General features: G+C 68.7%; 20 protein-coding genes and 1 pseudogene. 10 read left to right on the top strand and 11 right to left on the bottom strand.

The window, feature by feature from the left end; all coding sequences use genetic code 11:
• From VGD93_RS02685 to VGD93_RS02675, 3 genes and pseudogenes are all read left to right on the top strand, one after another.
• Window positions 1–378, top strand: a pseudogene (locus tag VGD93_RS02685) (acetyl-CoA C-acetyltransferase); the annotation flags it as partial.
• Complete coding sequence (locus VGD93_RS02680; RefSeq protein WP_395008922.1) at window positions 371–2311, top strand: acetoacetate--CoA ligase; 1941 nt, start codon at window positions 371–373, stop codon at window positions 2309–2311. The pseudogene VGD93_RS02685 and the gene VGD93_RS02680, both read left to right, overlap by 8 nt.
• A gap of 85 nt (window positions 2312–2396) precedes the next feature.
• The gene (locus tag VGD93_RS02675; protein WP_395008920.1) at window positions 2397–2933 is read left to right on the top strand and encodes a hypothetical protein; all 537 of its coding nucleotides are present in this window, start codon (window positions 2397–2399) and stop codon (window positions 2931–2933) included.
• A gap of 2 nt (window positions 2934–2935) precedes the next feature.
• Here the strand turns inward: VGD93_RS02675 and VGD93_RS02670 are convergent, their stop codons facing one another.
• From VGD93_RS02670 to VGD93_RS02660, 3 genes are all read right to left on the bottom strand, one after another.
• Window positions 2936–4366 (bottom strand): RtcB family protein, encoded by a 1431-nt coding sequence (locus tag VGD93_RS02670; RefSeq protein ID WP_395008918.1) that lies wholly within the window; start codon window positions 4364–4366, stop codon window positions 2936–2938.
• 10 nt (window positions 4367–4376) lie between these two features.
• Window positions 4377–4799 (bottom strand): archease, encoded by a 423-nt coding sequence (locus VGD93_RS02665; protein ID WP_395008916.1) that lies wholly within the window; start codon window positions 4797–4799, stop codon window positions 4377–4379.
• A 64-nt stretch (window positions 4800–4863) separates the two neighbouring features.
• Window positions 4864–5451 carry an Hsp20/alpha crystallin family protein gene (locus VGD93_RS02660; protein ID WP_395008914.1) on the bottom strand — a complete coding sequence of 196 codons (588 nt, stop codon included), beginning with the start codon at window positions 5449–5451 and terminating at the stop codon, window positions 4864–4866.
• A gap of 318 nt (window positions 5452–5769) precedes the next feature.
• On the opposite strand from VGD93_RS02660, the gene VGD93_RS02655 reads away from it, so the two are divergent.
• The 4 genes from VGD93_RS02655 (at window position 5770) to VGD93_RS02640 (ending at window position 9413) form a co-directional block, all read left to right on the top strand.
• Window positions 5770–7413, top strand: coding sequence for an electron transfer flavoprotein-ubiquinone oxidoreductase (locus VGD93_RS02655; RefSeq protein ID WP_395008912.1), 1644 nt, complete (start codon window positions 5770–5772; stop codon window positions 7411–7413).
• A gap of 45 nt (window positions 7414–7458) precedes the next feature.
• Window positions 7459–7986: a gamma carbonic anhydrase family protein gene (locus VGD93_RS02650; RefSeq protein WP_395008910.1), complete on the top strand. Its 528-nt coding sequence runs from the start codon at window positions 7459–7461 to the stop codon at window positions 7984–7986.
• 201 nt (window positions 7987–8187) lie between these two features.
• A complete protein-coding gene (locus tag VGD93_RS02645) occupies window positions 8188–8640 on the top strand; it encodes a pseudoazurin (RefSeq protein ID WP_395008908.1) in 453 nt (150 codons plus the stop codon).
• 65 nt (window positions 8641–8705) lie between these two features.
• A complete protein-coding gene (locus VGD93_RS02640) occupies window positions 8706–9413 on the top strand; it encodes an NnrU family protein (protein ID WP_395008906.1) in 708 nt (235 codons plus the stop codon).
• A gap of 16 nt (window positions 9414–9429) precedes the next feature.
• Here the strand turns inward: VGD93_RS02640 and VGD93_RS02635 are convergent, their stop codons facing one another.
• Window positions 9430–10008 (bottom strand): UbiX family flavin prenyltransferase, encoded by a 579-nt coding sequence (locus VGD93_RS02635; protein WP_395008904.1) that lies wholly within the window; start codon window positions 10006–10008, stop codon window positions 9430–9432.
• A complete protein-coding gene (locus VGD93_RS02630; protein ID WP_395008903.1) occupies window positions 10005–11501 on the bottom strand; it encodes a UbiD family decarboxylase in 1497 nt (498 codons plus the stop codon). The genes VGD93_RS02635 and VGD93_RS02630 overlap by 4 nt, the downstream gene beginning before the upstream one ends.
• Before the next feature lie 81 nt (window positions 11502–11582).
• Between VGD93_RS02630 and ubiT the strand changes: the two genes are divergently transcribed.
• Genes ubiT through ubiV form a run of 3 tightly spaced genes read left to right on the top strand, consistent with a single transcriptional unit; the run spans window position 11583 to window position 13984 of the window.
• On the top strand, window positions 11583–12116 hold the full coding sequence (gene ubiT, locus VGD93_RS02625) for a ubiquinone anaerobic biosynthesis accessory factor UbiT (protein WP_395008901.1): 534 nt from the start codon (window positions 11583–11585) through the stop codon (window positions 12114–12116).
• A complete protein-coding gene (gene ubiU / locus VGD93_RS02620; RefSeq protein WP_395008899.1) occupies window positions 12107–13078 on the top strand; it encodes a ubiquinone anaerobic biosynthesis protein UbiU in 972 nt (323 codons plus the stop codon). The genes ubiT and ubiU overlap by 10 nt, the downstream gene beginning before the upstream one ends.
• Window positions 13079–13081: 3 nt before the next feature.
• A complete protein-coding gene (gene ubiV / locus VGD93_RS02615) occupies window positions 13082–13984 on the top strand; it encodes a ubiquinone anaerobic biosynthesis protein UbiV (protein WP_395008897.1) in 903 nt (300 codons plus the stop codon).
• 33 nt (window positions 13985–14017) lie between these two features.
• Here ubiV and VGD93_RS02610 read toward each other — a convergent pair whose 3' ends face one another.
• Genes VGD93_RS02610 through VGD93_RS02585 form a run of 6 tightly spaced genes read right to left on the bottom strand, consistent with a single transcriptional unit; the run spans window position 14018 to window position 24346 of the window.
• Window positions 14018–14896, bottom strand: coding sequence for a peptidylprolyl isomerase (locus tag VGD93_RS02610; RefSeq protein ID WP_395008895.1), 879 nt, complete (start codon window positions 14894–14896; stop codon window positions 14018–14020).
• A 9-nt stretch (window positions 14897–14905) separates the two neighbouring features.
• Window positions 14906–15601 carry a respiratory nitrate reductase subunit gamma gene (narI, locus tag VGD93_RS02605; RefSeq protein WP_395008893.1) on the bottom strand — a complete coding sequence of 232 codons (696 nt, stop codon included), beginning with the start codon at window positions 15599–15601 and terminating at the stop codon, window positions 14906–14908.
• A gap of 1 nt (window position 15602) precedes the next feature.
• The gene (narJ, locus tag VGD93_RS02600; protein ID WP_395008891.1) at window positions 15603–16316 is read right to left on the bottom strand and encodes a nitrate reductase molybdenum cofactor assembly chaperone; all 714 of its coding nucleotides are present in this window, start codon (window positions 16314–16316) and stop codon (window positions 15603–15605) included.
• Between the two features lie 4 nt (window positions 16317–16320).
• Window positions 16321–17856 (bottom strand): nitrate reductase subunit beta, encoded by a 1536-nt coding sequence (gene narH / locus VGD93_RS02595; RefSeq protein ID WP_395008889.1) that lies wholly within the window; start codon window positions 17854–17856, stop codon window positions 16321–16323.
• A complete protein-coding gene (locus VGD93_RS02590; protein ID WP_395008887.1) occupies window positions 17853–21593 on the bottom strand; it encodes a nitrate reductase subunit alpha in 3741 nt (1246 codons plus the stop codon). Before VGD93_RS02590 ends, narH begins: the two co-directional genes overlap by 4 nt.
• On the bottom strand, window positions 21593–24346 hold the full coding sequence (locus tag VGD93_RS02585) for a nitrate/nitrite transporter (protein ID WP_395008885.1): 2754 nt from the start codon (window positions 24344–24346) through the stop codon (window positions 21593–21595). Before VGD93_RS02585 ends, VGD93_RS02590 begins: the two co-directional genes overlap by 1 nt.
• Window positions 24347–24438 lie beyond the last annotated feature (92 nt).

Here is a 24438-nt window from a genome sequence, read left to right as displayed (position 1 = left end):
GGCATGGCGCCGCTGGGGCGCATCGTGGCCTGGGCGCATGCCGGGGTCGACCCGCAGGTGATGGGGCTCGGCCCGATCCCGGCCAGCCGCAAGGCGCTGGAGCGCGCCGGCTGGGCGCTCGGCGACGTCGACCTGTGGGAGATCAACGAGGCGTTCGCGGCGCAGAGCCTGGCGGTGGTCTCCGAACTGGGCATCGATCCCGCCCGGGTCAACGTCAACGGCGGCGCCATCGCGCTCGGCCACCCGATCGGTGCTTCGGGCGCCCGCGTGCTGGTGACGCTGCTGCACGAAATGCGCAGGCGGGGCGCGCGGCGCGGTCTCGCGACGCTGTGCATCGGGGGCGGCATGGGCATTGCCATGGCGGTGGAAAATGCCTGAGGACACGGCCATCGGCGAGATCCTGTGGCGTCCCGAGCCGTCGCGGGTGGCGGCAACGAACATGGCCCGCTTCGCGCGCGCGGCCGGATTCGATACCGCCGACCACGCCGGCCTGCACGCCTGGTCGGTCCGGGAACCGGAGGCGTTCCACCAGCTTCTGTGGGACTTCCTCGAGATCATCGGCGACAAGGGAGCGGTTGCGGTCCGGCTCGCCGCCGAGCTGCGCGACGTCCGCTTCTTCCCGGAAGCGGCGCTCAACTACGCCGAAAACCTCCTCGTTGCACCCGACGAGCGGCCGGCGATCATTGCCCATCGCGACGACGGCACGCGACGGGCAGTGACGCGGCGCGAACTGTACGATCTCGTCTCGCGCCTCGTGCAGGCGCTGCGCGCCGAAGGCGTGGGGCCGGGCGACCGCATTGCCGGCATCGTCACCAACGACATCGAATCCATCGCCTTCTACCTGGCCTCGGCGGCGATCGGCGCCGTCTGGGGGTCGTGTTCGCCTGACTTCGGCCCGGCGGGGGCCAGCGACCGGCTGAGCCAGATCGAGCCCAGGCTGCTGGTGGCCGTGCCCGGCTACGGCTATGCCGGCAAGGACATCGACATCACCGCCAGCATCAATGCGGTGGCGCAGGCGCCCTCCGTCAGGCGGATCGTCTTGAGCGGGGCGCCGCGCGGGGACTATGCGAAGCCGGCCGCGACGCTGGAGGACTGGCTCGCCCCGTACGCGCCGCAGCCGATCGCCTTCCACCGGCAGGGGTTCGACGCGCCGATGGTCATCCTGTTCTCCTCGGGCACCACCGGCAAGCCCAAGTGCATCGTGCACAGTGCCGGGGGCTTGTTGCTGCAGCACAAGAAGGAGGAGGTGCTGCATTGCGACCTCAAGGAAAACGACCGGCTGTTCTACTACACCACCTGCGGCTGGATGATGTGGAACTGGCTGATCACGGGGCTCGCGGCCAGGGCGACGCTGGTCACCTATGACGGCAATCCGGCCTATCCCGCGCCGGCGCGCCTCCCCGACCTAATCGATGCCGAAAGCATCACCATCTTCGGTACTTCCGCCAAGTACATCGACTCCTGCCACAAGGCCGGGCTGGCTCCGGCGAAAACGCATTCACTCACCAGCCTCAAGACGGTGCTGTCCACCGGCTCGCCATTGCTGCCGCCGAGCTTCGACTACGTCTATGCCGACTGGAAGGCCGACGTTCACCTCGCCTCGATCTCGGGCGGCACCGACATCTGCGGCTGCTTCCTTGGCGGCAACCCGACGCTGCCGGTGCGGCGCGGCGAGTTGCAGGGCCCCATGCTCGGCATGGACATGGCCGCCTTCGGCGCCGACGGCACGCCCCTCATCGGCAAGCCGGGCGAACTGGTGTGCCGCAACGCGCATGTGTCGATGCCCGTCGGCTTCTGGGGCGACGCCGACGGCAGCCGCTACCGCGCGGCCTATTTCGAGCGCTTCCCCAATGTCTGGGCGCACGGCGATTTTGCCGAGGAGCGGCCATCGGGCGGCTTCGTCATCCACGGCCGCTCGGACACGACGCTCAACCCGGGCGGCGTGCGCATCGGCACGGCCGAGATCTACCGGCAGGTCGAGACCATTCCCGAAGTGCTGGAGGCCGTGGCCGTCGGCCAGGACTGGCAGGGCGACCAGCGCGTCATCCTGTTCGTGCGACTGCGCGACGGGGCGGCGCTGACCGACGACCTGCAGGCGACCATCCGGGCCCGCATCCGGGCGGGAGCGACGCCGCGGCACGTGCCGGCGCGGATCATTGCGGTCCCGGAAATCCCGCGCACCCGTTCGGGCAAGATCTCCGAAGTCGCGGTGCGCGATACCATCCACGGCCGCCCGCTCGGCAATGACACGGCGCTCGCCAACCCCGAATGCCTCGCCGCCTACCGCGACCTCGGGCAGCTGGCGCAGTAGGGTATCGCCGAGTCCTGTGCCCCTGTTCAGGGCGCAGGATTTCCCGTAGGCTCAGTGCCTTCCGGACCGCCGGAGTGCGCCAGCCATGACCCTGTTCGGACATCTGCTGCGCCTTGCCGCGCCTTCAGCCCTGCTGTTGCTGCTGGCGGCGTTACCCGCTGCCCTTCCGGTCCGGGCGGGGGAAGCGGAAATCGCGTTCCTGCAGGGCTATGTCGGCAACTGGCGGGGCAGCGGCACGGTCACCGGCGGCGCCGAGCCCGAGGCCTTCACCTGCCGGATGCAGCTCACCCAAGGCAACCAGGGCAAGGTCAACTATGCCGGGCGCTGCTCGCTTGTCGGCCTCAATTTGTCGGTCGCCGGCACCATTGCCTATTTCGATGCAAAGGCCCGCTACGAAGCGGCGATGACCTCCAATGCCGGGTTCAGCGGCCTTGCCATCGGCCGGGCCGGGGGCGGTGGCGTGGTCTTCGACCTGCGTGAACGCAATGTCGACGAGGAGGGTAGGGACATGACCATCACCAGCCAGGTGTCGCTGCGCGGCGAGACGGTGACGGTCGCCTTCGACGTCGTTTTCAACGAGACGGGTGAACGCCTGCGGGCGACGGTGCCGTTCCAACGCTAGCGTCATCCCTTGATACAGACGAGCGGCCGCAGGCGGGCGACGCGTCGGGCGAGGCCGGCGCGCTCGGCCGCCAGCACCACGGCGGCGACGTCCTTGTAGGCGCCGGGTGCTTCCTCGGCGACGCCTCGGCTCGAGGGGCTGCGGATCAGGATGCCGCGGGCGGCCAGGTCGTCGACGATCTGGCGCCCGCTCCACTGCCTGAGGGCGGCGTGGCGCGACATGGCGCGGCCGGCGCCGTGGCAGGCCGAGGAAAAGGCCTTCGCCTCGCTCGTCGCCTCACCGGCCAACACGTACGAGCCCGTGCCCATGGAGCCGCCGATGAGCACGGGCTGGCCGGTCGGCCGCAGCGCCTCGGGCAGGTCCGCGTGGCCGGGGCCGAGGGCGCGCGTCGCGCCCTTGCGGTGTACGAACAGGTCGCGCTCGCGGCCGTCGACCCGGTGGCGCTCGAGCTTGCAGGTGTTGTGCGAGACATCGAACAGCAGCTCAAGGTCGGCGTCGGGGAAGAAGTGTCCGAACACCCGACGGCTGTAGTGGCCGAGGATCTCGCGGTTGGCGAGCGCGCAGTTGATGCCGGCGCGCATGGCCCCGAGGTACCGCTGCCCGAGTTCGGAAGCGAGCGGCGCGCAGGCCAGTTCGCGGTCGGGCAGCGCCAGGCCGTGGGCCGGCGCCGCGGCCGCCATGTCCTTGAGGAATTCGCTGCCGATCTGGTGGCCGAGCCCGCGCGAGCCGCAGTGGATGGTGACGACGACGTCGTCCGTTTCGAGGCCGTACGCGGTCGCGGCGGCACCATCGAAGATCTCGGCGACCGCCTGCACCTCGAGGTAGTGATTGCCGGAGCCGAGCGTGCCCATCTCGCGCCGCTGCCGCTCCTTGGCGCGCGCCGAGACGAGGTCGGGACGAGCGCCGGCCATGCGGCCGCGCTCCTCGATGCGCTCGAGGTCGCGCGCCTCGCCCCAACCGCGGGCGATGGCCCACTCGGCACCGCCCGCGAGCATGGCGTCCATCTCGCGCTCGTCGAGCACGATGGCGCCGTGGCTGCCGACGCCGGCCGGAATCTGCTGCGCGAGGGAATCGGCGAGCCGGTGCTGCACCGGCACGATATCGGCGACCTTGAGCCCGGTCAGCAGGGTGCGCACGCCGCACGAGATGTCGAAGCCGACGCCGCCGGCGGAGACCACCCCGCCGGCCTCCGGGTCGAAGGCGGCGACGCCGCCGATGGGGAATCCGTAGCCCCAATGGGCATCGGGCATCGCATAGGACGCCCTGACGATGCCGGGCAGCGTGGCGACGTTGGCGGCCTGCTGGCCGACCTTGTCGTCCATCGCCCGGATGAGGTCTGCGTCGGCGTAGATGACGGCGGGGACGCGCATGGCGCCCGTCGGCTCGAGCTGCCAGGTGACGTCGTCGAGGCGGGTGAAGCGGGCGAGGTCCATGACAGCCTCCTCACACGTCGATGACGCAGCGGGCCGACCAGCCGCTACCGGGGCGCTCGCCGACCTCGAGTTCGGTCAGCGTCGCGCCCTTGGGCTCGCAGGCCGGCGCATGCCGGGCGACGTCGACCGGCTCGCCCCACATGCGGCCCGTGAGGGCGAGGCCGTCGATCGTGACGCTGAACCGGCAGAACAGCATCTTGCGCACGCTCATTTCGTAGATGACGGCGTCGAGCCAGTCGACGAACAGCAGCCCCAGGTCGTTGCGCCGGCAGGCCACGTCGACCGGCGTCGCGGCGGCCACCGGCGCGTCGGTGACGATGGCGGTGAGCGCCAGCGCCGCCTGCTCGAAGGCTTCGGCGGCCGTGCGGCCGCGCCCCCAGACGCCGATATCGGCGTCGTGCTGGAAATGCGTCCAGCCGAGCTGCGTAGTCATGGTCGTCCTCCGGCCCTGCCGGCGACGACGCGCCCCGCCGCCGTGCGGCAGGTCGCGCCCGGCGTCAGCCGCCCTTGACCTTGATCTTCTTTTCCGGCTGCTGCGCAGCGGCGGTCTTGGGCAGGGTCACGGTGAGCACGCCGTTGCGGAAGGACGCGTCGATCCTGCCCTCGTCGACGCCGGCCGGCATGGCAAAGGCGCGCTGGAACGAGCCGAAGCGGCGTTCCTGCACGTAGTAGTCCTTCGCCTTTTCTTCCTTCTGCTCCTGTTTCTCGCCCTTGATGACGATGCTGCCGTTGCGCACGAAGACGTCGATGTCGCTTTCGCTGGGACCGGGCAACTCCGCGGTGATCTCGTAGGCCTTGTCCTTCTCGGCGATATCGACGGCCGGCGCTCCCCAGGCGAACTGGCGCCGGAAGGCCGGCTCGAGCCCCCGGGCCGCAGAGCGCGCCGGGCGCAGCCAGCCGCTGCGGCCGAAATCCTCGAACAGGCGGTCCACTTCGCGGCGGAGGTCGTCAAACACGTGCCAGCCGCCCTGGGCCGGCGCCGGGGCGGCGGTGGCGGGCGCCGCCTGCTTCTTGCCGGCGGCAGGAGCAGCGGGCGCCGGGGCGGCATCCTTGCCGGAGGTGGTCTTGACAGTCGATTTGGCCATGATGGGTCTCCAACGATGTCGAAAGAGTGTCTCTTCGTAGGCGCAACGGCGGGCCGGCCATTTGACGTCGGTCAAGCCCGCTGGCGCCGCGCCCCGCCGCCGCTTTCTCCGAGGTTCCCGGGATCGCTGCTCCGCCGCGTCCGCGAATGTCTGCCCCGTGAAGAAGCGCCCGGCACACGCAGCCGGCGGGGCCACATCCGCCAATGGTACCGTTGACGGCGGCGCCGGCATGGGCCATGCACGCACTCCGAAGCGGGCTCTGTTGGGGGAGGCCGCGGCCGCGCAGGCCATCCGGCCTTGGCTGACAGGGACAGTTGCATGACCGAACGCGAGCACATGGATTTCGACGTCGTCGTGGTGGGAGCGGGTCCGGCCGGCCTCGCGGCGGCGATCCGTCTCAAGCAGATCGACCCCGGCCTCTCCATCGTGGTGGTGGAGAAGGCGGCCGAAGTCGGGGGGCACATCCTGTCGGGGGCGGTCATCGACCCGATCGCTCTCGATCAACTGGCGCCGGAATGGCGCAGCGAATGCTCCGAGGCCAGGGTCCCGGTCAGCGAGGACAAGTTTCTCTTCCTGACCAGGAACACGGCCGTGCCGCTGCCCGCGGCGTTGCTGCCGAAGCTGATGAGCAATCACGGCAATTTCGTCGTGTCGCTGGCCAATGTCGTGCGCTGGCTGGGGCAGAAGGCCGAGGCGCTCGGGGTCGAGATCTATCCCGGCTTCGCCGCGGCGGAACTGGTCGTTGACGACGCCGGCGTGGTGCGCGGCATTGCCACCGGCGACATGGGGGTGGGCCGCGACGGCACGCCGGGCCCGGACTATCAGCCGGGCATGGAACTGCGCGGCCGCTACACCCTGCTGGCCGAGGGCACGCGCGGTTCGCTGAGCAAGCAGGCGATCGCCCGCTTCGGGCTGGCCGAGGGCCGCGAGCCGCAGAAATACGGCATCGGCTTCAAGGAGATCTGGCAGGTCGAGCCGTCGAAGCACAAGCCCGGCCTGGTGCAACACAGTTTCGGCTGGCCGCTGTCGAATGCCGTGGGTGGCGGCTCGTTCCTCTACCACCAGGCGGACAACCAGGTGGTCGTGGGCTTCGTCGTCCACCTCAACTACAAGAATCCCTATCTGTCGCCGTTCGAGGAGTTCCAGCGCTTCAAGACGCATCCGGCGATCACCGGGACTTTCGAGGGAGCCAAGCGCATCGCCTATGGCAGCCGCGCCATTTCCGAGGGCGGCTGGCAGTCGGTGCCCAGGCTGTGCTTCCCGGGCGGGGTGCTGGTGGGAGATGCCGCCGGGTTCATGAACGTGCCGCGCATCAAGGGCAGCCACAACGCCATGCTGTCGGGGCTGCTCGCCGCCGACCACCTGGCCGCGGCGCTCACCGAGGAGCGCGCCGGCGACGAAGTCACGAATTACGACGCCGCGTGGCGCGAGAGCGCCATCGGCAAGGACCTCTATCCGGTGCGCAACGTCAAGCCGCTGTGGTCGGCGCTCGGCACGCTCGGCGGCATCATGCTGGGCGGCATGGACATGTGGCTGCAGCAGTTGTTCAGATGGTCGCCCTTCGGCACGCTCAAGCACGGCAAGCCCGACCATGAGGCCCTGGAGCCGGCGGCCGGGCACCGGCCCATCGCCTACCCCAAGCCGGATGGCAAGCTGACTTTCGACCGGCTGTCGTCGGTGTTCCTGTCCGGCACCAACCACAAGGAGGACCAGCCGGTCCATCTCAAGGTTGCCGATCCGCTGCTGCAGCTGAGGAGCGAGCACGACGTCTATGCCGGCCCGTCCACGCGCTATTGCCCGGCCGGGGTGTACGAATGGATCGAGGGGCCGGATGGTCCCCGTTTCCAGATCAACGCGCAGAACTGCGTGCACTGCAAGACCTGCGACATCAAGGACCCCAACCAGAACATCACCTGGACCACGCCCGAGGGCGGCGGCGGGCCCAACTACGCCAACATGTGAGGCCGCGACGCGGCCGGTGAATGCCTGACAGGGGAGTCGAACCGCATGAGCGCGCAGATCCTGACCATTCGCGGGATGACCCCGAGCATCGCCCCCGACTGCTTCATTGCGCCCGGGGCGACGGTGATCGGCGACGTCACCATCGGGGCGGGCAGTTCGGTGTGGTTCGGGTGCGTGCTGCGCGGCGACGTCAATTCGATCCGCGTCGGGCGCAACACCAACATCCAGGACGGCAGCATCGTGCATGTCAGCAGTTCCCCGCCCTTCGCCGTCGACATCGGCGACAACGTCCTGATCGGGCACATGGCCATGATCCATGGCTGCACCATCGGCGACGGCGCCTTCATCGGCATGCAGGCGATGGTGCTCGACGGCGCCGTGATCGAGGCCGGGGCGCTGCTCGCGGCGGGGAGCTTGGTGCCGCCGGGCAAGCGCGTCACCGCCGGGCAGATCTGGGCCGGACGCCCGGCCCAGCCGGTCCGCCCCCTCAACGACAAGGACCGGCGCATGATGGCGCGGGGGGCGACGCACTACGCCGAACTGGCGCGCGAATACGCGACCGCCGCCCTGTGACGGGCGCGGTTCGCCGTGGGGCGGGACAAGCGGGGTAAGACCAGGGGGCGGCCTGCAGCGGGCCCGGCAGCGCCCTGGTGGCGATCACGGAATCATCCATCGACCGGGAGTTTGCGCGGCAGCAAAGAACCTGCCGGCCGATCGTGGAAACCACTGACCCGGGACATTCCTCCCTCCCTTGTCCCAGAACTGGAGAACAAGATGCACATGATCGAGAAACTCGCGGCCGCCACTGCCCTGGTGCTTTTTGCCGCTGCACCGGCCGTCGCGGCCAACTTCGAAGTCCATATGCTCAACAAGGGCGCCGATGGCGAAACCATGGTGTTCGAGCCGGCCCTCACCAAGGTCGCGGTCGGCGACACGGTCACCTTCATCCCCACCGACAAGGGCCACAACGCCGAAACCATCAAGGACATGATCCCCGAGGGTGCCGAGGCGTTCAAGGGCGGCGTCGGCAAGGAGGTCGCGGTGACCTTTACCGTGCCGGGCGCCTATGGCATCAAGTGCGCGCCGCATTTGGCCATGGGCATGGTGGCGCTGGTCGTCGTCGGCGACGAGCCGGCCGCCAATCTGGAGGCGGTGAAGGCGCTCAAGCAGCCCAAGAAGGCGCATGAACGCTTCGAAGCCGCCTTCGCCGAGTACGAGGCGCAGTAGCGTCCGCCGGCCGGCCGGGCCGATCGGCCCGGCCCCGTGCGGCAACGCTTGCCGGAGGAGGGCGCATGCCGACCGATCCACTCGGAGGCTGGGGGGAACTGACGGCCGCGCTCCTCGTGTTCCTCCTCAGCCACGTGATCCCCTCGCGGCCCGCAGTGCGGGCGCGCCTGGTGGCACTCGCCGGGCAGCGCGTCTATCTCGTCACCTACAGCTTGCTGTCGCTGCTCGTCCTCGCCTGGCTGATCGTGGCGAGCGCCAACGCGCCATTCGTCGAATTGTGGCCGTTCGAGGAGTGGCAGCGGCTGGTCCCGCAGGTGGGCATGCTGGTGGCGTCGCTGCTTCTCGTCTTCGGCCTTTCGAGCCCCAATCCGGCTTCGCTCGGGCGGGGCAAGGGGGCCACTTTCGATCCGTCCCATCCCGGCATTGTCGGGGTGGTGCGCCACCCGGTGCTGTGGGCGGCGCTGATCTGGTCGGTGAGCCACCTGTTTCCCAACGGCGACGTGGCGCATGTCATCCTGTTCGGGCTGTTCGCCGCCTTTGCAGCGGCGGGCATGCTGGCGCTCGACCGCCGCGCCGCCCGGCGGCTGGGCGAGGCGCAGTGGCGGGCGCTGGCCGTCTCCACCTCCAACATTCCGTTCGCGAGGCTGCAGCGGGGCTGGTGGCGGCAGTTCGGCACGGCCGACGCGGTGCGGCTCGGCGGCGGCATCCTGCTCTACGCCGCGCTGCTGTTCGGGCATCCCTATTTCACCGGGGTGACCGCGCTGTCGCCCTGAGCGCGGCGGCGGCAATTCAGGGGGGCAGGCCGCCCCAGCTTTCGGGGCTGACGCCGAGATCGTTGCCGAGATGGTCGATGGCGCGCCGGGCGATGGCGTCGACCATGGCCTCGATGCTCTCCGGCCGCCGGTAGAAAGCCGGGACCGGCGGAGCGACGATGGCGCCCATCTCCGTCACCGCGACCATGGCCCGCAGATGCCCCAAATGCAGCGGCGTTTCGCGCGCCAGCAGCACCAGCCGCCGCCGCTCCTTGAGGTGCACGTCGGCGGCGCGCACCAGCAGGGTGTCCGACTGGCTGTAGGCAATGGCCGAGAGCGTCCGCATCGAGCACGGCGCGACGATCATGCCGACGGTGCGGAAGGAGCCGCTGGCGATGGTGGCGCCGATGGCGTCGATCGGGTGCACGACCGTGGCCAGCGCGCGGACATGCGCGAGCGCGCCGGGGCCGGCCTCGTGAGCGATGGTCCGCTCGGCAGCGCTCGAGATGACCAGGTGCGTCTCGACGCCGGCGACGCCGGCGAGCACCTCGAGGATGCGGATGCCGAGACCGGCCCCGGACGCTCCGGACATGCCGATGACGATGCGCTGGGTCATGGGGCCGCTCCGCCGAGGCCGATCTCAGCCCACATGGCGTCGACACGGGCTACCACCTCGGCCGACATGGCCAGCTTCCGGCCCCATTCGCGCCCCGTCTCGGCGCCGATCTTGGTGGTTGCGTCGAGCCCGAGCTTGCCGCCGAGGCCGGGGGCGGGCGAGGCGAAGTCGAGATAGTCGATGGGGGTGTTGTCGACGACCAGCAGGTCGCGCGCGGCATCGAAGCGCGTCGACACCGCCCACATGACGTCGCTCCAGTTGCGCACGTCGATGTCGGGATCAACGACGATGATGAGCTTGGTCATCGAGAATTGCGGCAGCACCGACCACAGCCCCATCATCACCCGCCGCGCCTGCCCGGGGTAGCGCTTGTCGATGGATACCACCATGGCGCGGTAGGAGCACGCCTCCGGCGGCAGATACAGATCGCGGATCTCGGGGAACTGGCGCCGGACGATGGGCACGAACAGGCCGGTCATGGTCTCGCCGAGGACCGACGGCTCGTCGGGCGGCCGGCCGGTGAAGGTCGAGACATAGACCGGGTCGGCGCGGCTGGTCAGGGCGTCGAGCTGGACGACCGGGAAAGGCTCGACCGAATTGTAGTAGCCGGTGTGATCGCCATACGGCCCCTCGTCCGCCTGCTCGGTGCAGGAGACGCGCCCCTCGAGCACGAATTCGGCGTCTGCCGGCACCGGCAGGTCGGAGGTGACGGCGCGGGCGACGCGCGTCTTGCGGCCGCGCAGCACGCCGGCAAAGGCGAGCTCGCTCATGCCGTCGGGCAGCGGCATGACGGCGGCGAGCATGGTGGCCGGGTCGGCGCCGATGGCGACGGCCACGGGCATGTCCGCGGCGCCGGAGCGCTGCCACTGCCGGAAGTGCCGGGCCCCGCCGCGGTTTTCCAGCCAGCGCACCAGCAGCCGGTCGCGGCCGAGCACCTGCATGCGGTAGACGCCGACATTGACGTCGGTGGGATCGTCCGGGGCGCGGGTGATCACCAGCGGCCAGGTGACCAGCGGCGCCGGCTCACCGGGCCAGCACCACTGGATCGGCAACTGCGCGAGATCGATCTCGGCGCCGCGGCGGACGATATGCTGCGCCGGGGGGCGGGCCTGTTTCTGGGTACCCATGGCGAGGGCGGCGCGCAGCGTCGGCCATTGCCGCATGGCGTCTTTCAGGCCGGAGGGCGCCTGGGGCTGGCGCAGGAAGGCCAGCATCTCGCCCAGTTCCCCAAGCCCGTCAGTCTCGAGGCCGAGGCCGAGGGCGATGCGCTCGCTCGTGCCGAACAGGTTGGCGACGACCGGGGTGGACAAGGCGCGCCCTGCTTCGTCGACCGGGTGCTCGAACAGCAGCGCCGGCCCGGCCGCGGCGATGACGCGGCGGTGGATCTCGGTCATCTCGTGCAGCAGCGACACCGGGCGGGCGATGCGATGCAGCAGGCCACGCGCCTCGAGGCGGGCCAGGAAGCTGCGCAGGTCGGCGTCCGGTGCGGTCATTGCCTTGAGACATCTGCCAGAAATGCGCGTCTGTCCTTGCGCTGGGTCAAACTGCGGCGCGTGGCGAAGCGCTAGACTGATATGGCAACCGTTGAGGCCGGCGCGCTCATGCTCCTTCCCAGTTCCATCCAGACCCTGCTCCGGCCGGTGCCGCTCGCGCTCGGGGAGCGCGTGGCGCAGCAGGCGCTCGCCAGCGTGTTGCGCCGACATCCCGACCTGTTCGAGCGGCTCGGCGAGCATGCCGGCAAGACTATCGTCTTTGCCGCTTCCGACCTGCCCTTCGAGTTCGCCGTCAATCCCAGGCACGGCACGGTGCGCGCGGCGCGGCCGGGCGGCATCGCCAGAAGCGACGCCCGCATTGCCGGGCCGCTGGTGCTGCTGCTGGCGCTGGCGGAAGGTCGGCTCGACGGCGACGCCGAGTTCTTCGGCCGCCAGATTTCGATCGACGGTGACATGGAGGCGGTGCTTGCCCTGCGCAACGCCGTCGAGAACTCGGCCATCGATTTCACCAAGGACCTGGCGCCGGCGCGCGGGCCGCTCAGGCGGCCGGTGGAAGCGGTGCTCGGCAAGGTCCGCTCGCTGCTGCTCGATAGCAAGGATCCGCAATGGAACTGATCTGCCCCGCCGGTACGCCGGCCGCTTTCCGCGATGCCATCGAAGTCGGCGCCGACGCGGTCTATTGCGGTTTCCGCGACGAGACCAACGCCCGCAACTTCCCCGGCCTCAACTTCAGCCGCGCCGAACTCGAAACGTCGATTGCCTTCGCCCGGCAGCGCAAGGTGAAGACGCTGGTCGCCATCAACACCTTCATGCGGGCCGGCGACGAGGCGCTGTGGGAGTCGGCCGTCGACGACGCCGCCGCATTGGGCGCCGACGCCGTCATCCTCGCCGATCTCGGGCTGATCGCCTATGCCGCCGAGAAGCACCCCGGCCTGCGCCTGCACCTGTCGGTACAGGCCGGCGCGGCCAATGCCGACCACGTCAACTTCCTGGTCGACGCCTTCGGCATCAAGCGCGCCGTGCTGCCGCGGGTGCTGACCATCGCCGAGGTCGCGGCGCTGACCAGGCAGGCACGATGCGAGACCGAGGTGTTCGTCTTCGGCGGGCTGTGCGTCATGGAGGAAGGGCGCTGCTCGCTCTCGTCCTATGCAACCGGCAAGTCGCCCAACATGCACGGCGTGTGCTCGCCCGCGAGCCATGTGCGCTACCGCAAGGACGGCCCCGAGATGGTGTCGGAACTGGGCGAGTTCACCATCAACCGCTTCCCCGAGACGGAGGCGGCCGGCTATCCCACCATCTGCAAGGGCCGCTTCGTCGCCGAGGGCGAGGACGGCTACATCTTCGAGGATCCGGTGAGCCTCGATGCCATGGCACATCTCGATGCGCTTCAGGAGGCGGGCGTCGCCGCGCTCAAGATCGAGGGCCGGCAGCGCGGGCGCTCCTACGTCGCCAAGGTGGTGTCCGAAATCCGCCGGCAACTCGACGCGGCCGGGCCCGTTGTCGCGGGAGACGCGCTGCGGCGCATGAGCGAGGGGCAACGCACGACCCAGGGCTCCTACGACAAGCGCTGGAGGTAGACGATGACGCAGGCGAGGCTGGGCCTGACGCTGGGGCCCGTGCTGTTCCTCTGGGACGAGGCGCGCTGGCGCGATTTCTATTTTCGCATGGCCGACGAAGGCGAGGTCGATACCGTCGTCCTGGGCGAGGTCGTGTGCTCCAAGCGCGACCATTTCCACCTCGCCTCCATGCCCGAAATCATCGACCGGCTTACCGCCGCCGGCAAGACGGTGCGGCTGGCGACGCTCGGGCTGGTGACGCTCGAGCGCGAGCGCAAGTCGGTGCGCAAGCTTGCCGAGCAGGAAGATTACGAGGTGGAGGTCGGCGAACTCTCCGCCGTCGCCGCGCTGGCCGGCAAGCCGCACGCCGTCGGCCCGCTGGTCAACGTCTACAACGCCGCCACCGCCAAGGTGCTGGCGGGCAAGGGGGCGACCTCCATCTGCTTGCCGCCGGAACTGCCGGTGTCGTCCATCCAGACCATCGTGCGCGGCACGCCGGGCATGGCGTTCGAAGTCTTCGCCTTCGGGCGCGTGCCGCTGGCCATCTCGGCTCGCTGCGCCCACGCGCGGATCAAGGGCCTCACCAAGGACAACTGCCAGTTCGTGTGCGGCAGCGACCCCGACGGCCTGCCGGTAGACACGCTCGACGACCAGCAGTTCCTCGCCCTCAACGGTGTGCAGACGATGTCGAGCACCTGCCTGTCGCTGCTCGGCGACGTGGCCTCGCTGCGGGCGGCGGGCGTGGATTCGCTCAGGCTCTCCCCGCAGGTGTGCGACATGGTCGAGGTGGCCCGGCTGTTCCGCGCCGCCGCCGACGGCGCGATCGGGCCGATCGAGGCGATGGCCCGGCTCGGCCGGGCCTATCCGGACATGCGGTTCTCGAACGGCTTCTTCCACGGCGTCGCCGGCCACGAATTCGTGGCGTGAGGCGCGGGGCGCGGCGGGCCGGCCCCGCCGCCCTCAGGCCGCCGGTTCGAGGTCGATGCCGGTGATTACCGCGTCGTTCATGAGGATGGAGATGAACTGCGCCACGGCGCGGCTCCAGCTCTGCGCCTCGAGATAGGCGGCGATGCGGTCGTGCACCATGTCGAAGGGCAATTGCCTGCCCTCGATGCGGCGCTCGAGTTCGATGACGTGGTAGCCGAACTGCGTCGGCACCGGCACCGGCCAGAGCTGGCCGGGCATCATCTGGTTGAGCACCGTCTCGAACTCGGGGACGGTCGAGCCCCGGGTCAGCTGCCCGAGATTGCCGCCCTGCTCGCGCGAGGGACAGGCCGAGAAGGTGTGCGCCATGTCGGCGAACTTCGACCGGTCCGCCGTCAGTTCGAAGATCAGCGCCGCGGCCTGCTCCCTGGCCTTGGCGCGCGCCGCCGTGTCCGCCACCGGGGCGGCGAGCAGGATGTGGCGCGCCTCGAAGATGCGGCCGGTGGTAAAGCGGGCGCGGTTCTTCTCGTAGTAGCGGCGGCAGGCCGGGGCGTCGGCCCTGGGGGTCGTGACCTCCTGCTCGAGCAGCTGGCGGATCATGGCGTCGTCGTCGGTCTCGCGGCGGCCGCGGTCATCGGACTGTGGCTGTGGCGCGATGCCGCTGGCGCGCGCCTCCGACAGCAGCAATTCGCGGATCACCAGCGCCCGGGCGGCGGCGCGGAAAGCCTCCGACGGCGAACCGGCCGGATGCTGCTGCGCCTCGGCGCTGATCGCAGCGTGCGAGATCTCGACGCCGTTGACCGAGAGGGGCGGCCGCTGCGGCCGTGGCGGCGGCGGCACCTTCACCTTGTCGGGGGGCAGGGCGGCGTTGGCGGCTTCGGCCTTGGCGCCGTATTCGATGGGTGAAGTCGACATGGCGTGTCCCTACTCGGCCGGCTTCTTGGTGCGCACGATCTGGTAGCCCGGCCGCCACAGATAGCGGACCGGCACGCTCAGCATGTGCACGAGGCGGGTGAACGGGAAGATGAGGAACAGCGTCAGGCCCAGGGTGATGTGCAGCTTGAACACCAGGTCGGCGTCGGCGACGTAGCTGGCGGCGGCGGGATCGAACGTGAAGATGCCCTGGGCCCAGCTCATGAGCGCGACCATCTCGCTGCCGTCGAGGTGCCGGAGGGAGACGGTGATGGAGTAGAGGCCGAGCGCCAGCTGCAGCCAGAGCAGCACGATGACGAGGTTGTCGGAGAAGCTCGACGACTGCCGGATGCGCGCGTCGAAGAAGCGCCGGTGGATGAGCAGCGTCGCCCCGATGATGGCGAGGATGCCGGCGCCGCCGCCCAGCAGGATGGCGATCCATTGCTTGGCGGTGTGCGAGACCCCGAGCGCGTCCCAGACGACCAGCGGGGTGAGCAGGCCGACGAGGTGGCCGCCGAAGATCGTCAGCACGCCGACGTGGAACAGCACCGAGCCCCACACGAGCTGGCGCCGGCGCAGCAGCTGGCTCGATCCCGAGCGCCAGCCATAGGGCTCGCGGTCGTAGCGGATGACGGAGCCCACGGCGAGGACGGCGAGGGCGATGTAGGGATAGATGCCGAACAGCAAGGTGTTGAAGAAATCGGCCATTCTAGAGGTCTCCACCGAGTTCGGGTTGGGGCGCCGGGCGCTTGTGCGCCCTGAGCTGGGTGCGCAGCCGGTCGGGGCCGCAGGCGTCGTTGCCGGCGCCGCCGCCGAAGGTCACCGCCTCTTCTTCCCAGATGGCATCGAGCGCCTTGAGGTCGGTCGGGTCGTCTTCGGGCAGCTCCAGCAGCTCGTCCAGCGTCTGCCTGTCCGCCTTCGTGCCGGCGATTGCCTCGAGCACGAGGAAGGCGTTGGCATAGATGCTGCCCTTCTTCTGCAGCCGGGTGCGCAGGGCGGACAGGATGTGCAGCGTCTGGCCCAGCAGGTTGTGCACCTCCTCGGCCGACTGCGTGGACAGGTACTCGAGGAACAGCGGCAGGTAGTCCGGCATCTCATGCGCGGCGATGTCGAAGCCTTGGCCTTCGTACATGACGGCGAGGTCGACCATGGCCTGGCCACGATCGCGGCTCTCGCCGTGGACGTGCTCGAACAAATGCAGCGACAATGTGCGGGTGCGGTCGAAGAGCAGCACGTAGCGCTCCTCGGCGTCATACAGGTCGCGGCCGCACAAGTCCTCGACCAGCGCCAGGAGCAGCGCCTTCTCCTTCCTGCCGGTCAGCGGGTCGGCGGCAATGGCCGCCTGCAGCTCATCCCGCGCCGCCTGCAGTTCGGCGCTCGGGTAGGAGAGCAGCAGCGAGACGATCTTCAGCGCATTGGCCATCGGCTCAGCCTTTCATCAGTTCGACGGGGGTCTGCACAGTGCGCGTCCGCTTCGAGCCGAACAGGTCGGCGGTGGAGGTGCCGCCCGAGCAGCCGTTGCCGAAGGTGAAGCCGCAGGAGCCGCGCTCGTCATAGGCGTCCTCGCCGACTTCGCGGTGGCTGGTCGGAATGACGAAGCGGTCCTCGTAGTTGGCGATGGCCATCAGCTGGTACATGTCCTCGATGGCCTGCGCGGTGAGGCCCACGCGCGTCGCCATGGCCTCGTCGATGACGCCGTCCACGGTCTTGGCGCGCATGTAGCCGCGCATTGCCAGCATGCGCTCGAGGGCGAGCACGACGGGCTCTTCCTTGCCGGCGGTGAGCAGGTTGGCGAGGTAGCGCACCGGGATGCGCAGCGAGCGCACGTCGGGCATGTTGTCGGCATCGACGCCGATCTTGCCGGCGGCGGCGGCCGCCTGCAGCGGCGACAGCGGCGGCACGTACCAGACCATGGGCAGGGTGCGGTATTCCGGATGCAGCGGGAACGCCACCTTCCAGTCCACCGCCATCTTGTAGACGGGCGAACGCCTTGCACCCTCGAGCCAGGCTTCGGGCACGCCGTCCTTGCGCGCCTGCTCGATCACCGCCGGGTCATTGGGATCGAGGAATACCGAGAGCTGGGCCTCGTACAGGTCCTGCTCGTTGGGCGTCGCCGCCGCCTCGGCGATGCGGTCGGCGTCGTACAGCAGCACGCCGAGATAGCGGATGCGTCCGACGCAGGTCTCCGAGCACACTGTCGGCTGGCCGGCCTCGATGCGCGGATAGCAGAAGGTGCATTTCTCGGATTTGCCGGAGGACCAGTTGTAGTAGATCTTCTTGTACGGGCAGCCCGACACGCACATGCGCCAGCCGCGGCACTTCTCCTGGTCGATGAGGACGATGCCGTCTTCCTCGCGCTTGTAGATGGCACCCGACGGGCAGGCCGCGACGCAGGTCGGGTTGAGGCAGTGCTCGCACAGGCGCGGCAGGTACATCATGAAGGTGTTTTCGAACTGGCCGTAGATCTCGGTCTCGACGCCTTCGAAATTGTAGTCCCTGGAGCGCTTGGAGAACTCGCCGCCCAGGATCTCCTCCCAGTTCGGGCCCCACTCGATCTTTTCCATGCGCTCGCCCGATACGCGCGAGCGCGGCCGGGCAGTGGGGAAGGCCTCGACCTCGCCCGCCGACTGCAGATGGTCGTAGTCGAAGTCGAACGGCTCGTAATAGTCGTCGATCTCGGGCAGGTCCGGGTTGGCGAAGATGTTGGCCAGCACGCGCCACTTGGCGCCGATCCGGGGCTCGATCCGACCGTTCGCCTTGCGGACCCAGCCGCCGTTCCACTTCTTCTGGTTTTCCCATTCCTTGGGGTAGCCGACACCGGGCTTGGTCTCGACATTGTTGAACCAGGCGTATTCGACGCCCTCACGGTTGGTCCAGACGTTCTTGCAGGTGACCGAACAGGTGTGGCAGCCGATGCACTTGTCGAGGTTCAGCACCATGCCGATTTGCGCGCGTATCTTCATTCTGCTGATTCCATCTTGTCGCTGTAGGGCCGCTCGAGCCAGTCGATCTTGTCGACCTTGCGGACGATGACGAACTCGTCGCGGTTGGAACCCACGGTGCCGTAGTAGTTGAAGCCGTAGGCCAGTTGCACGTAGCCGCCGATCATGTGCGTCGGCTTGACGACGGCGCGGGTCACCGAGTTGTGGATGCCGCCGCGCTTGCCGGTCACCTCCGAGCCGGGGGTGTTCACGATCTTTTCCTGCGCGTGGTACATGAAGAGGGTTCCCTCCTTCATGCGCTGCGAGACGACGGCGCGGGCAACCAGCGCGCCGTTGGTGTTGTAGGCCTCGACCCAGTCGTTATCGACGATACCGGCCTTGGCGGCGTCGACCTCCGACATCCACACCACCGGCCCGCCGCGGTTGAGCGTCAGCATCAGCAGATTGTCGGAATAGGTGGAGTGGATGCCCCATTTCTGGTGCGGGGTGATGAAGTTGAGCACCACCTGCTTGTGCCCGTTGGGCTTGGCATCGATCATCGGCTTGACGCTCTTGGTATCGATGGGCGGCCGGTACAGGCACAGCGCCTCGCCGAAGGCGCGCATCCACAGATGGTCCTGGTAGAGCTGCTGGCGGCCCGACAGCGTGCGCCACGGGATCAGTTCGTGCACGTTGGTGTAGCCGGCGTTGTAGCAGACCTTCTCGCTTTCGAGGCCGGACCAGGTGGGCGAGGAGATGATCTTGCGCGGCTGGGCGACGATGTCGCGGAAGCGGATCTTCTCGTCTTCCTTGGGGATGGCCAGGTGCGCGTGCTCGCGGCCGGTGACCTTGCCGAGCGCCTCCCAGGCCTTAACCGCGACCTCGCCGTTGGTCTCCGGCGCCAGCATCAGCACCACCTCGGTGGCGTCGATGTCGGTGTCGATGCGCGGCATGCCCCTGGTCGGTCCCTCCTCGGTGACGACGCCGTTGAGCTTGCCGAGCGCCTCGACCTCGTGTCCGGTCTCCCAGGCGATGCCCTTGCCGCCGTTGCCGGCCTTGGCCATCAGCGGACCGAGCGCGGTGAAGCGCTTGTAGAGGTTGGGATAGTCGCGCTCCACCACCACCACGTTGGGCATGGTCTTACCCGGGATGGCGGGGGTGTCGCCGCTCTTCCAGTCCTTGACGTCGAAGGGCTGGGCGAGTTCGCCGGCGGTGTCGTGCAGGATGGGCACCAGCACGGTGTCCTTCTCGACGCCGAGCGCCTCCGGCGCCACCGCCGAGAAGGCCTTGGCCAGCCCCTTGAAGATCTCCCAGTCGCTGCGCGACTCCCAGGCCGGGTCGGCGGCGCTGCCGAGCGGATGGATGAAGGGATGCATGTCGGAGGTGTTGAGGTCGTTCTTCTCGTACCAGGTGGCGGTGGGCAGGACGATGTCGGAATAGACGCAGGTGGTCGACATGCGGAAGTCGAGGGTGACCAACAGGTCGAGCTTGCCCTCCGGCGCCTCGTCGTGCCAGACGGCCTCCTTCGAACGCTGCCGCCCCTCCTCGCCGAGATCCTTGCCCTGCACACCGTGCGTGGTGCCGAGCAGGTGCTTGAGGAAATACTCGTGCCCCTTGCCGGACGAGCCCAGGATGTTGGAGCGCCACACGAACATGTTGCGCGGCCAGTTGGCCGGGTTGTCGGGGTCCTCGCAGCTGAGCTTCAGGTCGCCCGACTGCAGCGCCTGGGCGACGTAGTCCCTGGGCTCCTGGCCGGCCTTGGCCGCCGCCGCGGCGATACCGAGCGGGTTGGCCTGCCGTTGCGGGGCCGAGGGCAGCCAGCCCATGCGCTCGGCGCGGATGTTGTAGTCGAGCAGCGTCGCGTCCCAGTCGCCCTTGGGGGCGGTGGGCGACAGGATCTCGCTGACGTTGAGCGTCTCGTAGCGCCACTGGTCGGTGTGGGCGTAGAAGAACGACGTCGAGTTCATCTGCCGCGGCGGGCGGCCCCAGTCCAGTGCGAAGGCGAGCGGCAGCCAGCCGGTCTGCGGCCGCAATTTCTCCTGGCCGACATAATGGCTCCAGCCGCCGCCGGACTGGCCGACGCAGCCGCACATGACCAGGAGATTGATGATCCCCCGGTAGTTCATGTCCATGTGGTACCAGTGGTTGAGGCCGGCGCCGACGATGACCATGGAGCGGCCGTGCGTCTTCTCGGCGTTGCTGGCGAATTCGCGCGCCACGGCGATGATGTGGTCGCGATCGACGCCGGTGATCTTTTCCGCCCAGGCCGGGGTGTACGGGACGTTGTCGTCGTACATTTTGGCGACGTTGCCGCCGCCGAGGCCGCGGTCGAGCCCGTAATTGGCGGCCATGAGGTCGAAGACGGTGGCGACCAGCGCTTCGCCGCCGGCAAGCTGCATGCGCTTGGCAGGAACCGCCCGCGTCAGCCGGCTGTCGTGGTCGGTGCCCTCGAAATGGTCGTGCTCGCGGTTGCCGAAATAGGGGAAGTCGACATCGACGACGGCGTCGCGGTCGCCGTCACCGGCCAGCGTCAGGCTAAGCTCGATGTCCTTGCCCTTGCCGTCCTTCTGCTCGAGGCTCCACTTGCCCTTGCCGTCCCAGCGGTGGCCCGCGGCGCCCCGCGGCACGACGACGGCCCCGGTGATCCCGTCGATGCCCACCGTCTTCCACTCGGCGTTGCTCGTCTCGCCCAGCGCCGCAGGAAAATCGGAGGCGCGCAGCAGGCGCTCGGGCACGTAGCGCCCGTCCTGCTGCACGAGGCGCACCAGCATCGGCATGTCGGTGTAGCGCCGGCAGTAGTCCACGAAATAGGGGACCTGCCGGTCGAGGTGGAACTCGCGCAGGATGACGTGGCCCATGGCCATGGCCAGCGCCGCGTCGGTGCCCTGCTTGGGATGCAGCCACAGGTCGGCGAACTTGGCGGCCTCGGAATAGTCGGGGGAGACGACCACCGCCTTGGCCCCCTTGTAGCGCGCCTCGGTGAAGAAATGCGCGTCGGGGGTGCGCGTCTGCGGGACGTTGGAGCCCCACAGCATGAGGAAGCCGGCATTGTACCAGTCGGCAGATTCGGGGACGTCGGTCTGCTCGCCCCAGGTCATGGGCGAGGCCGGCGGCAGGTCGCAGTACCAGTCGTAGAACGACATGCAGGTGCCGCCCATCAGCGACAGGTAGCGCGAGCCGGCGGCATAGGAGATCATCGACATCGCCGGGATGGGCGAGAAGCCGATGACGCGGTCGGGGCCGTATTTGCGCACGGTGTAGACGTTGGCGGCGCCGATGATCTCGTTGACCTCGTCCCAGCGGGCGCGCACGAAGCCGCCGTGGCCGCGCATCTTGGTGTAGTCACGCCGCTTCTCGGGCGTTTCGACGATGGAGGTCCAGGCCGCCACGGGCGACATCGTCGCCCGCGCCTCACGCCACAGGCGCAGCAGACGCGAGCGGATCAGCGGGTATTTCACGCGGTTGGCCGAATACATGTACCACGAGTAGCTGGCGCCGCGGGCACAGCCGCGCGGCTCGTGGTTGGGCAGGTCGGGCCGGGTGCGCGGATAGTCGGTCTGCTGGGTTTCCCAGGTGACGATGCCGCCCTTGACGTAGATCTTCCAGCTGCACGAGCCGGTGCAGTTCACCCCGTGCGTCGAGCGCACGACCTTGTCGTGCTGCCAGCGGCCGCGATAGGCCTTTTCCCACTCGCGGTCCTCGCTGGTCGTTACTCCATGACCACCGGCAAACCGGTCTCGCCTCTGGAGAAAGTTCAGGCGATCGAGCAAAAGGCTCATCAGGCACTCCGTTGCGCGTGTTTCACCCGGGTGGCCGGGGCCGTCGGCTTCCCGCCGCCGGCTTCGATGTCATGCAGCAGCCCGCCGCGGCGCGTGTAGACGAACCAGGTGAGCCCCATGCAGATGACGTAGAAGAACAGGAATCCCCAGAGAGCGGCGGCCGGTCCGCCGGTCAGCTCGATCGAGGAGCCGTAGGCCTTGGGGATGAAGAACATGCCGTAGGCGGCGATGGCCGAGGTGAAGCCGATGATCGCCGCCGATTCCTTGTCCGCCTGCCGCGTGCGCTCGGTGGCGCCCAGTTCGGGCATCAGCCGGTCGATCTCCTTGCGCATGATCACCGGGATCATCTGGAAGGTCGAGGCATTGCCGATGCCGGTGGCGAGGAACAGCACCATGAACATGGCGAAGAAGCCCCAGAAGGCGCCGGGCATGTCCTTGTTGGCGACGAAATAGAGCACCCCGCCGACCGCCGCGATCATCAGCCCGAAGGTCCAGAAGGTGACGCGGCCGCCGCCCCAGCGGTCCGAAATCCAGCCGCTGCCGGCGCGGGCGAGGGCGCCGATCAGCGGCCCGAGGAAGACGTATTGCAGCGAGTCGACTTCGGGGAAGGCGATCTTGGCGAGCAGCGGGAAGCCGGCCGAATAGCCGATGAAGGAGCCGAACGTGCCGGTGTACAGGTAGCACATGATCCAGTTGTGGGTGCGCCCGAAGATCACCGCCTGGTCGCGGAACGAGGCGCGGGCGCTGGCCAGATCGTCCATGCCGAACCAGGCCGCGACCGCCGCGACGATGAGGAACGGCACCCAGATGAAGCCGGCATTCTGCATCCACAGCCGCGTGGTCTCGTCGACCGCCTGTGCCTCGCCGCCCAGCGCCCCGAAGACGCCGACCGTGATCACCAGCGGGATGACGAACTGCATGACGCTGACGCCGAGATTGCCGAGGCCGGCATTGAGGGCGAGGGCGTGCCCCTTCTCCTGCTTGGGGAAGAAGAAGCTGATGTTGGACATCGACGAGGCGAAATTGCCGCCGCCGAGGCCGCACAGGAGCGCCAGCACGAGGAAGATGAGGTACGGCGTGTTGGGGTCCTGCACGGCGTAGCCGATGCCCATGGCTGGGATGATCAGCGAGGCGGTGGTCAGCGTCGTCCACAGCCGTCCGCCGAAGATCGGCACCATGAACGAGTAGAAGATCCGCAGCGTCGCCCCGGACAGGCCGGGCAGCGCCGCGAGCCAGAACAGTTCGTCGGTGGTGAACTGGAAGCCGACGCTGGGCAGCTTGGCGATGACCACGCTCCACACCCCCCACACGGCGAAGGCGAGCAGCAGGTTGGGGATCGAGATCCACAGATTGCGGGCGGCGACGGCCTTGCCCTTCTTCTCCCAGAAGTCGGCGTCCTCGGGCCGCCAGTCCTCGATGACGCGGCTCGGGCGCGCCAGCTCGGGCCGGTGGATCGGCTGCATCTCGGGCAGTTCGGGCAGCTGCTCCAGCGTCTCCCGGGTCGCCCCCTTCTCCATGGCGCGGATGGCGAAATGCATCCACAGCAGGGAGACCGAAACGATGGCGAACAACAGCATGAAGCTCGATGTCCACAGGCCGGTGACGTCGAGCATGGCGCCGAAGGCGATGGGCAGCACGAAGCCGCCGAGCCCGCCGATCATGCCGACTAGGCCGCCCACCGCGCCGACATTGCCCGGGTAGTAGACCGGGATGTGCTTGAACACCGCGGCCTTGCCCAGCGACATGAAGAAGCCGAGCACGAACACGGTCATGACGAAGGGCACGAGCCCCATCTGCGTCGAGAAGGCGATCGGGCCGTGCACGCCGTGGATGACGTAATCGGTGTGCGGATAGGCGAGCATGAAGGTGCACACGGCGGAGACGCCAAAGGTCACGTACATGACGGCACGGGCGCCGTAGCGGTCGGACAGGTAGCCGCCATAGATGCGGAACAGGCTGGCGGGGATGGAGAAGGCGGCCGCCAGCAGGCCGGCGGTCTGGATGTCGAGGCCGTAGACGCCCATCAGGTAGCGCGGCAGCCACAGCGACAGCGCGACGAAGGCACCGAAGACGAAGAAGTAGTAGAGCGAGAAGCGCCACACCTGGATGTTCTTCAGCGGCTCCATCTGCAGCAGCGTACCCTTGGGCTTGATGCCCTTGGCGCGCCGTTCGACCAATTCGGGGTCGTCCCTGGTGGTGAACCAGAAGACCAGCGCCGTCACCACCAGCGCGGCCGCCCAGACCTGCGCCACCGCCGTCCAGCCGAAGGCGACGAGCACGAAGGGCGCCGCTAGCTTGGTCACCGCCGCGCCGACATTGCCGGCGCCGAAGATGCCGAGGGCGGTGCCCTGCTGGCTGGTCGGGTACCACTTGGACACATAGGCCACGCCGACGGCGAACGCCCCTCCCGACAGCCCGAGGCCCAGCGCCGCCAGCAACATCATCTCGTAGGTCGTGGCGTAGGACAGCAGCCACGTCGCCGCCGCCGCCAGCAGCATGGTGAGCACATAGACGATGCGGCCGCCGATCTGGTCGGTCCAGATGCCGAGGAAGACGCGCACGAGGGAGCCGGTGAGGATGGGAGTGCCGACCAGCAGGCCCAGCTGGGCGTCGCTAAGTCCCAGATCTTGCTGGATCCTTACGCCGATGATTGAGAAAATCGTCCAGACCGCGAAGCACACGGTGAAGGCGAACGTGCTCATCCCGAGCGCAACGTTCTGTTGCCCCCGCGTAACCGTTGTCAGATCGGCCATGTGATCAAAACCCTGCGTTTCCCTGCGACCATAGGCCCCGTCGATGGGGCGGTCCCCACGACGCAGAGCAATGCTAACCAAGGTTCGGGTTG

The organism is Devosia sp. (assembly GCF_036406155.1).
Classification (GTDB): Bacteria; Pseudomonadota; Alphaproteobacteria; order Rhizobiales; family Devosiaceae; genus Devosia_A.
Note: the sequence above shows the minus strand (reverse complement) of the source record. Positions and strands in the feature narration are given on the sequence as shown.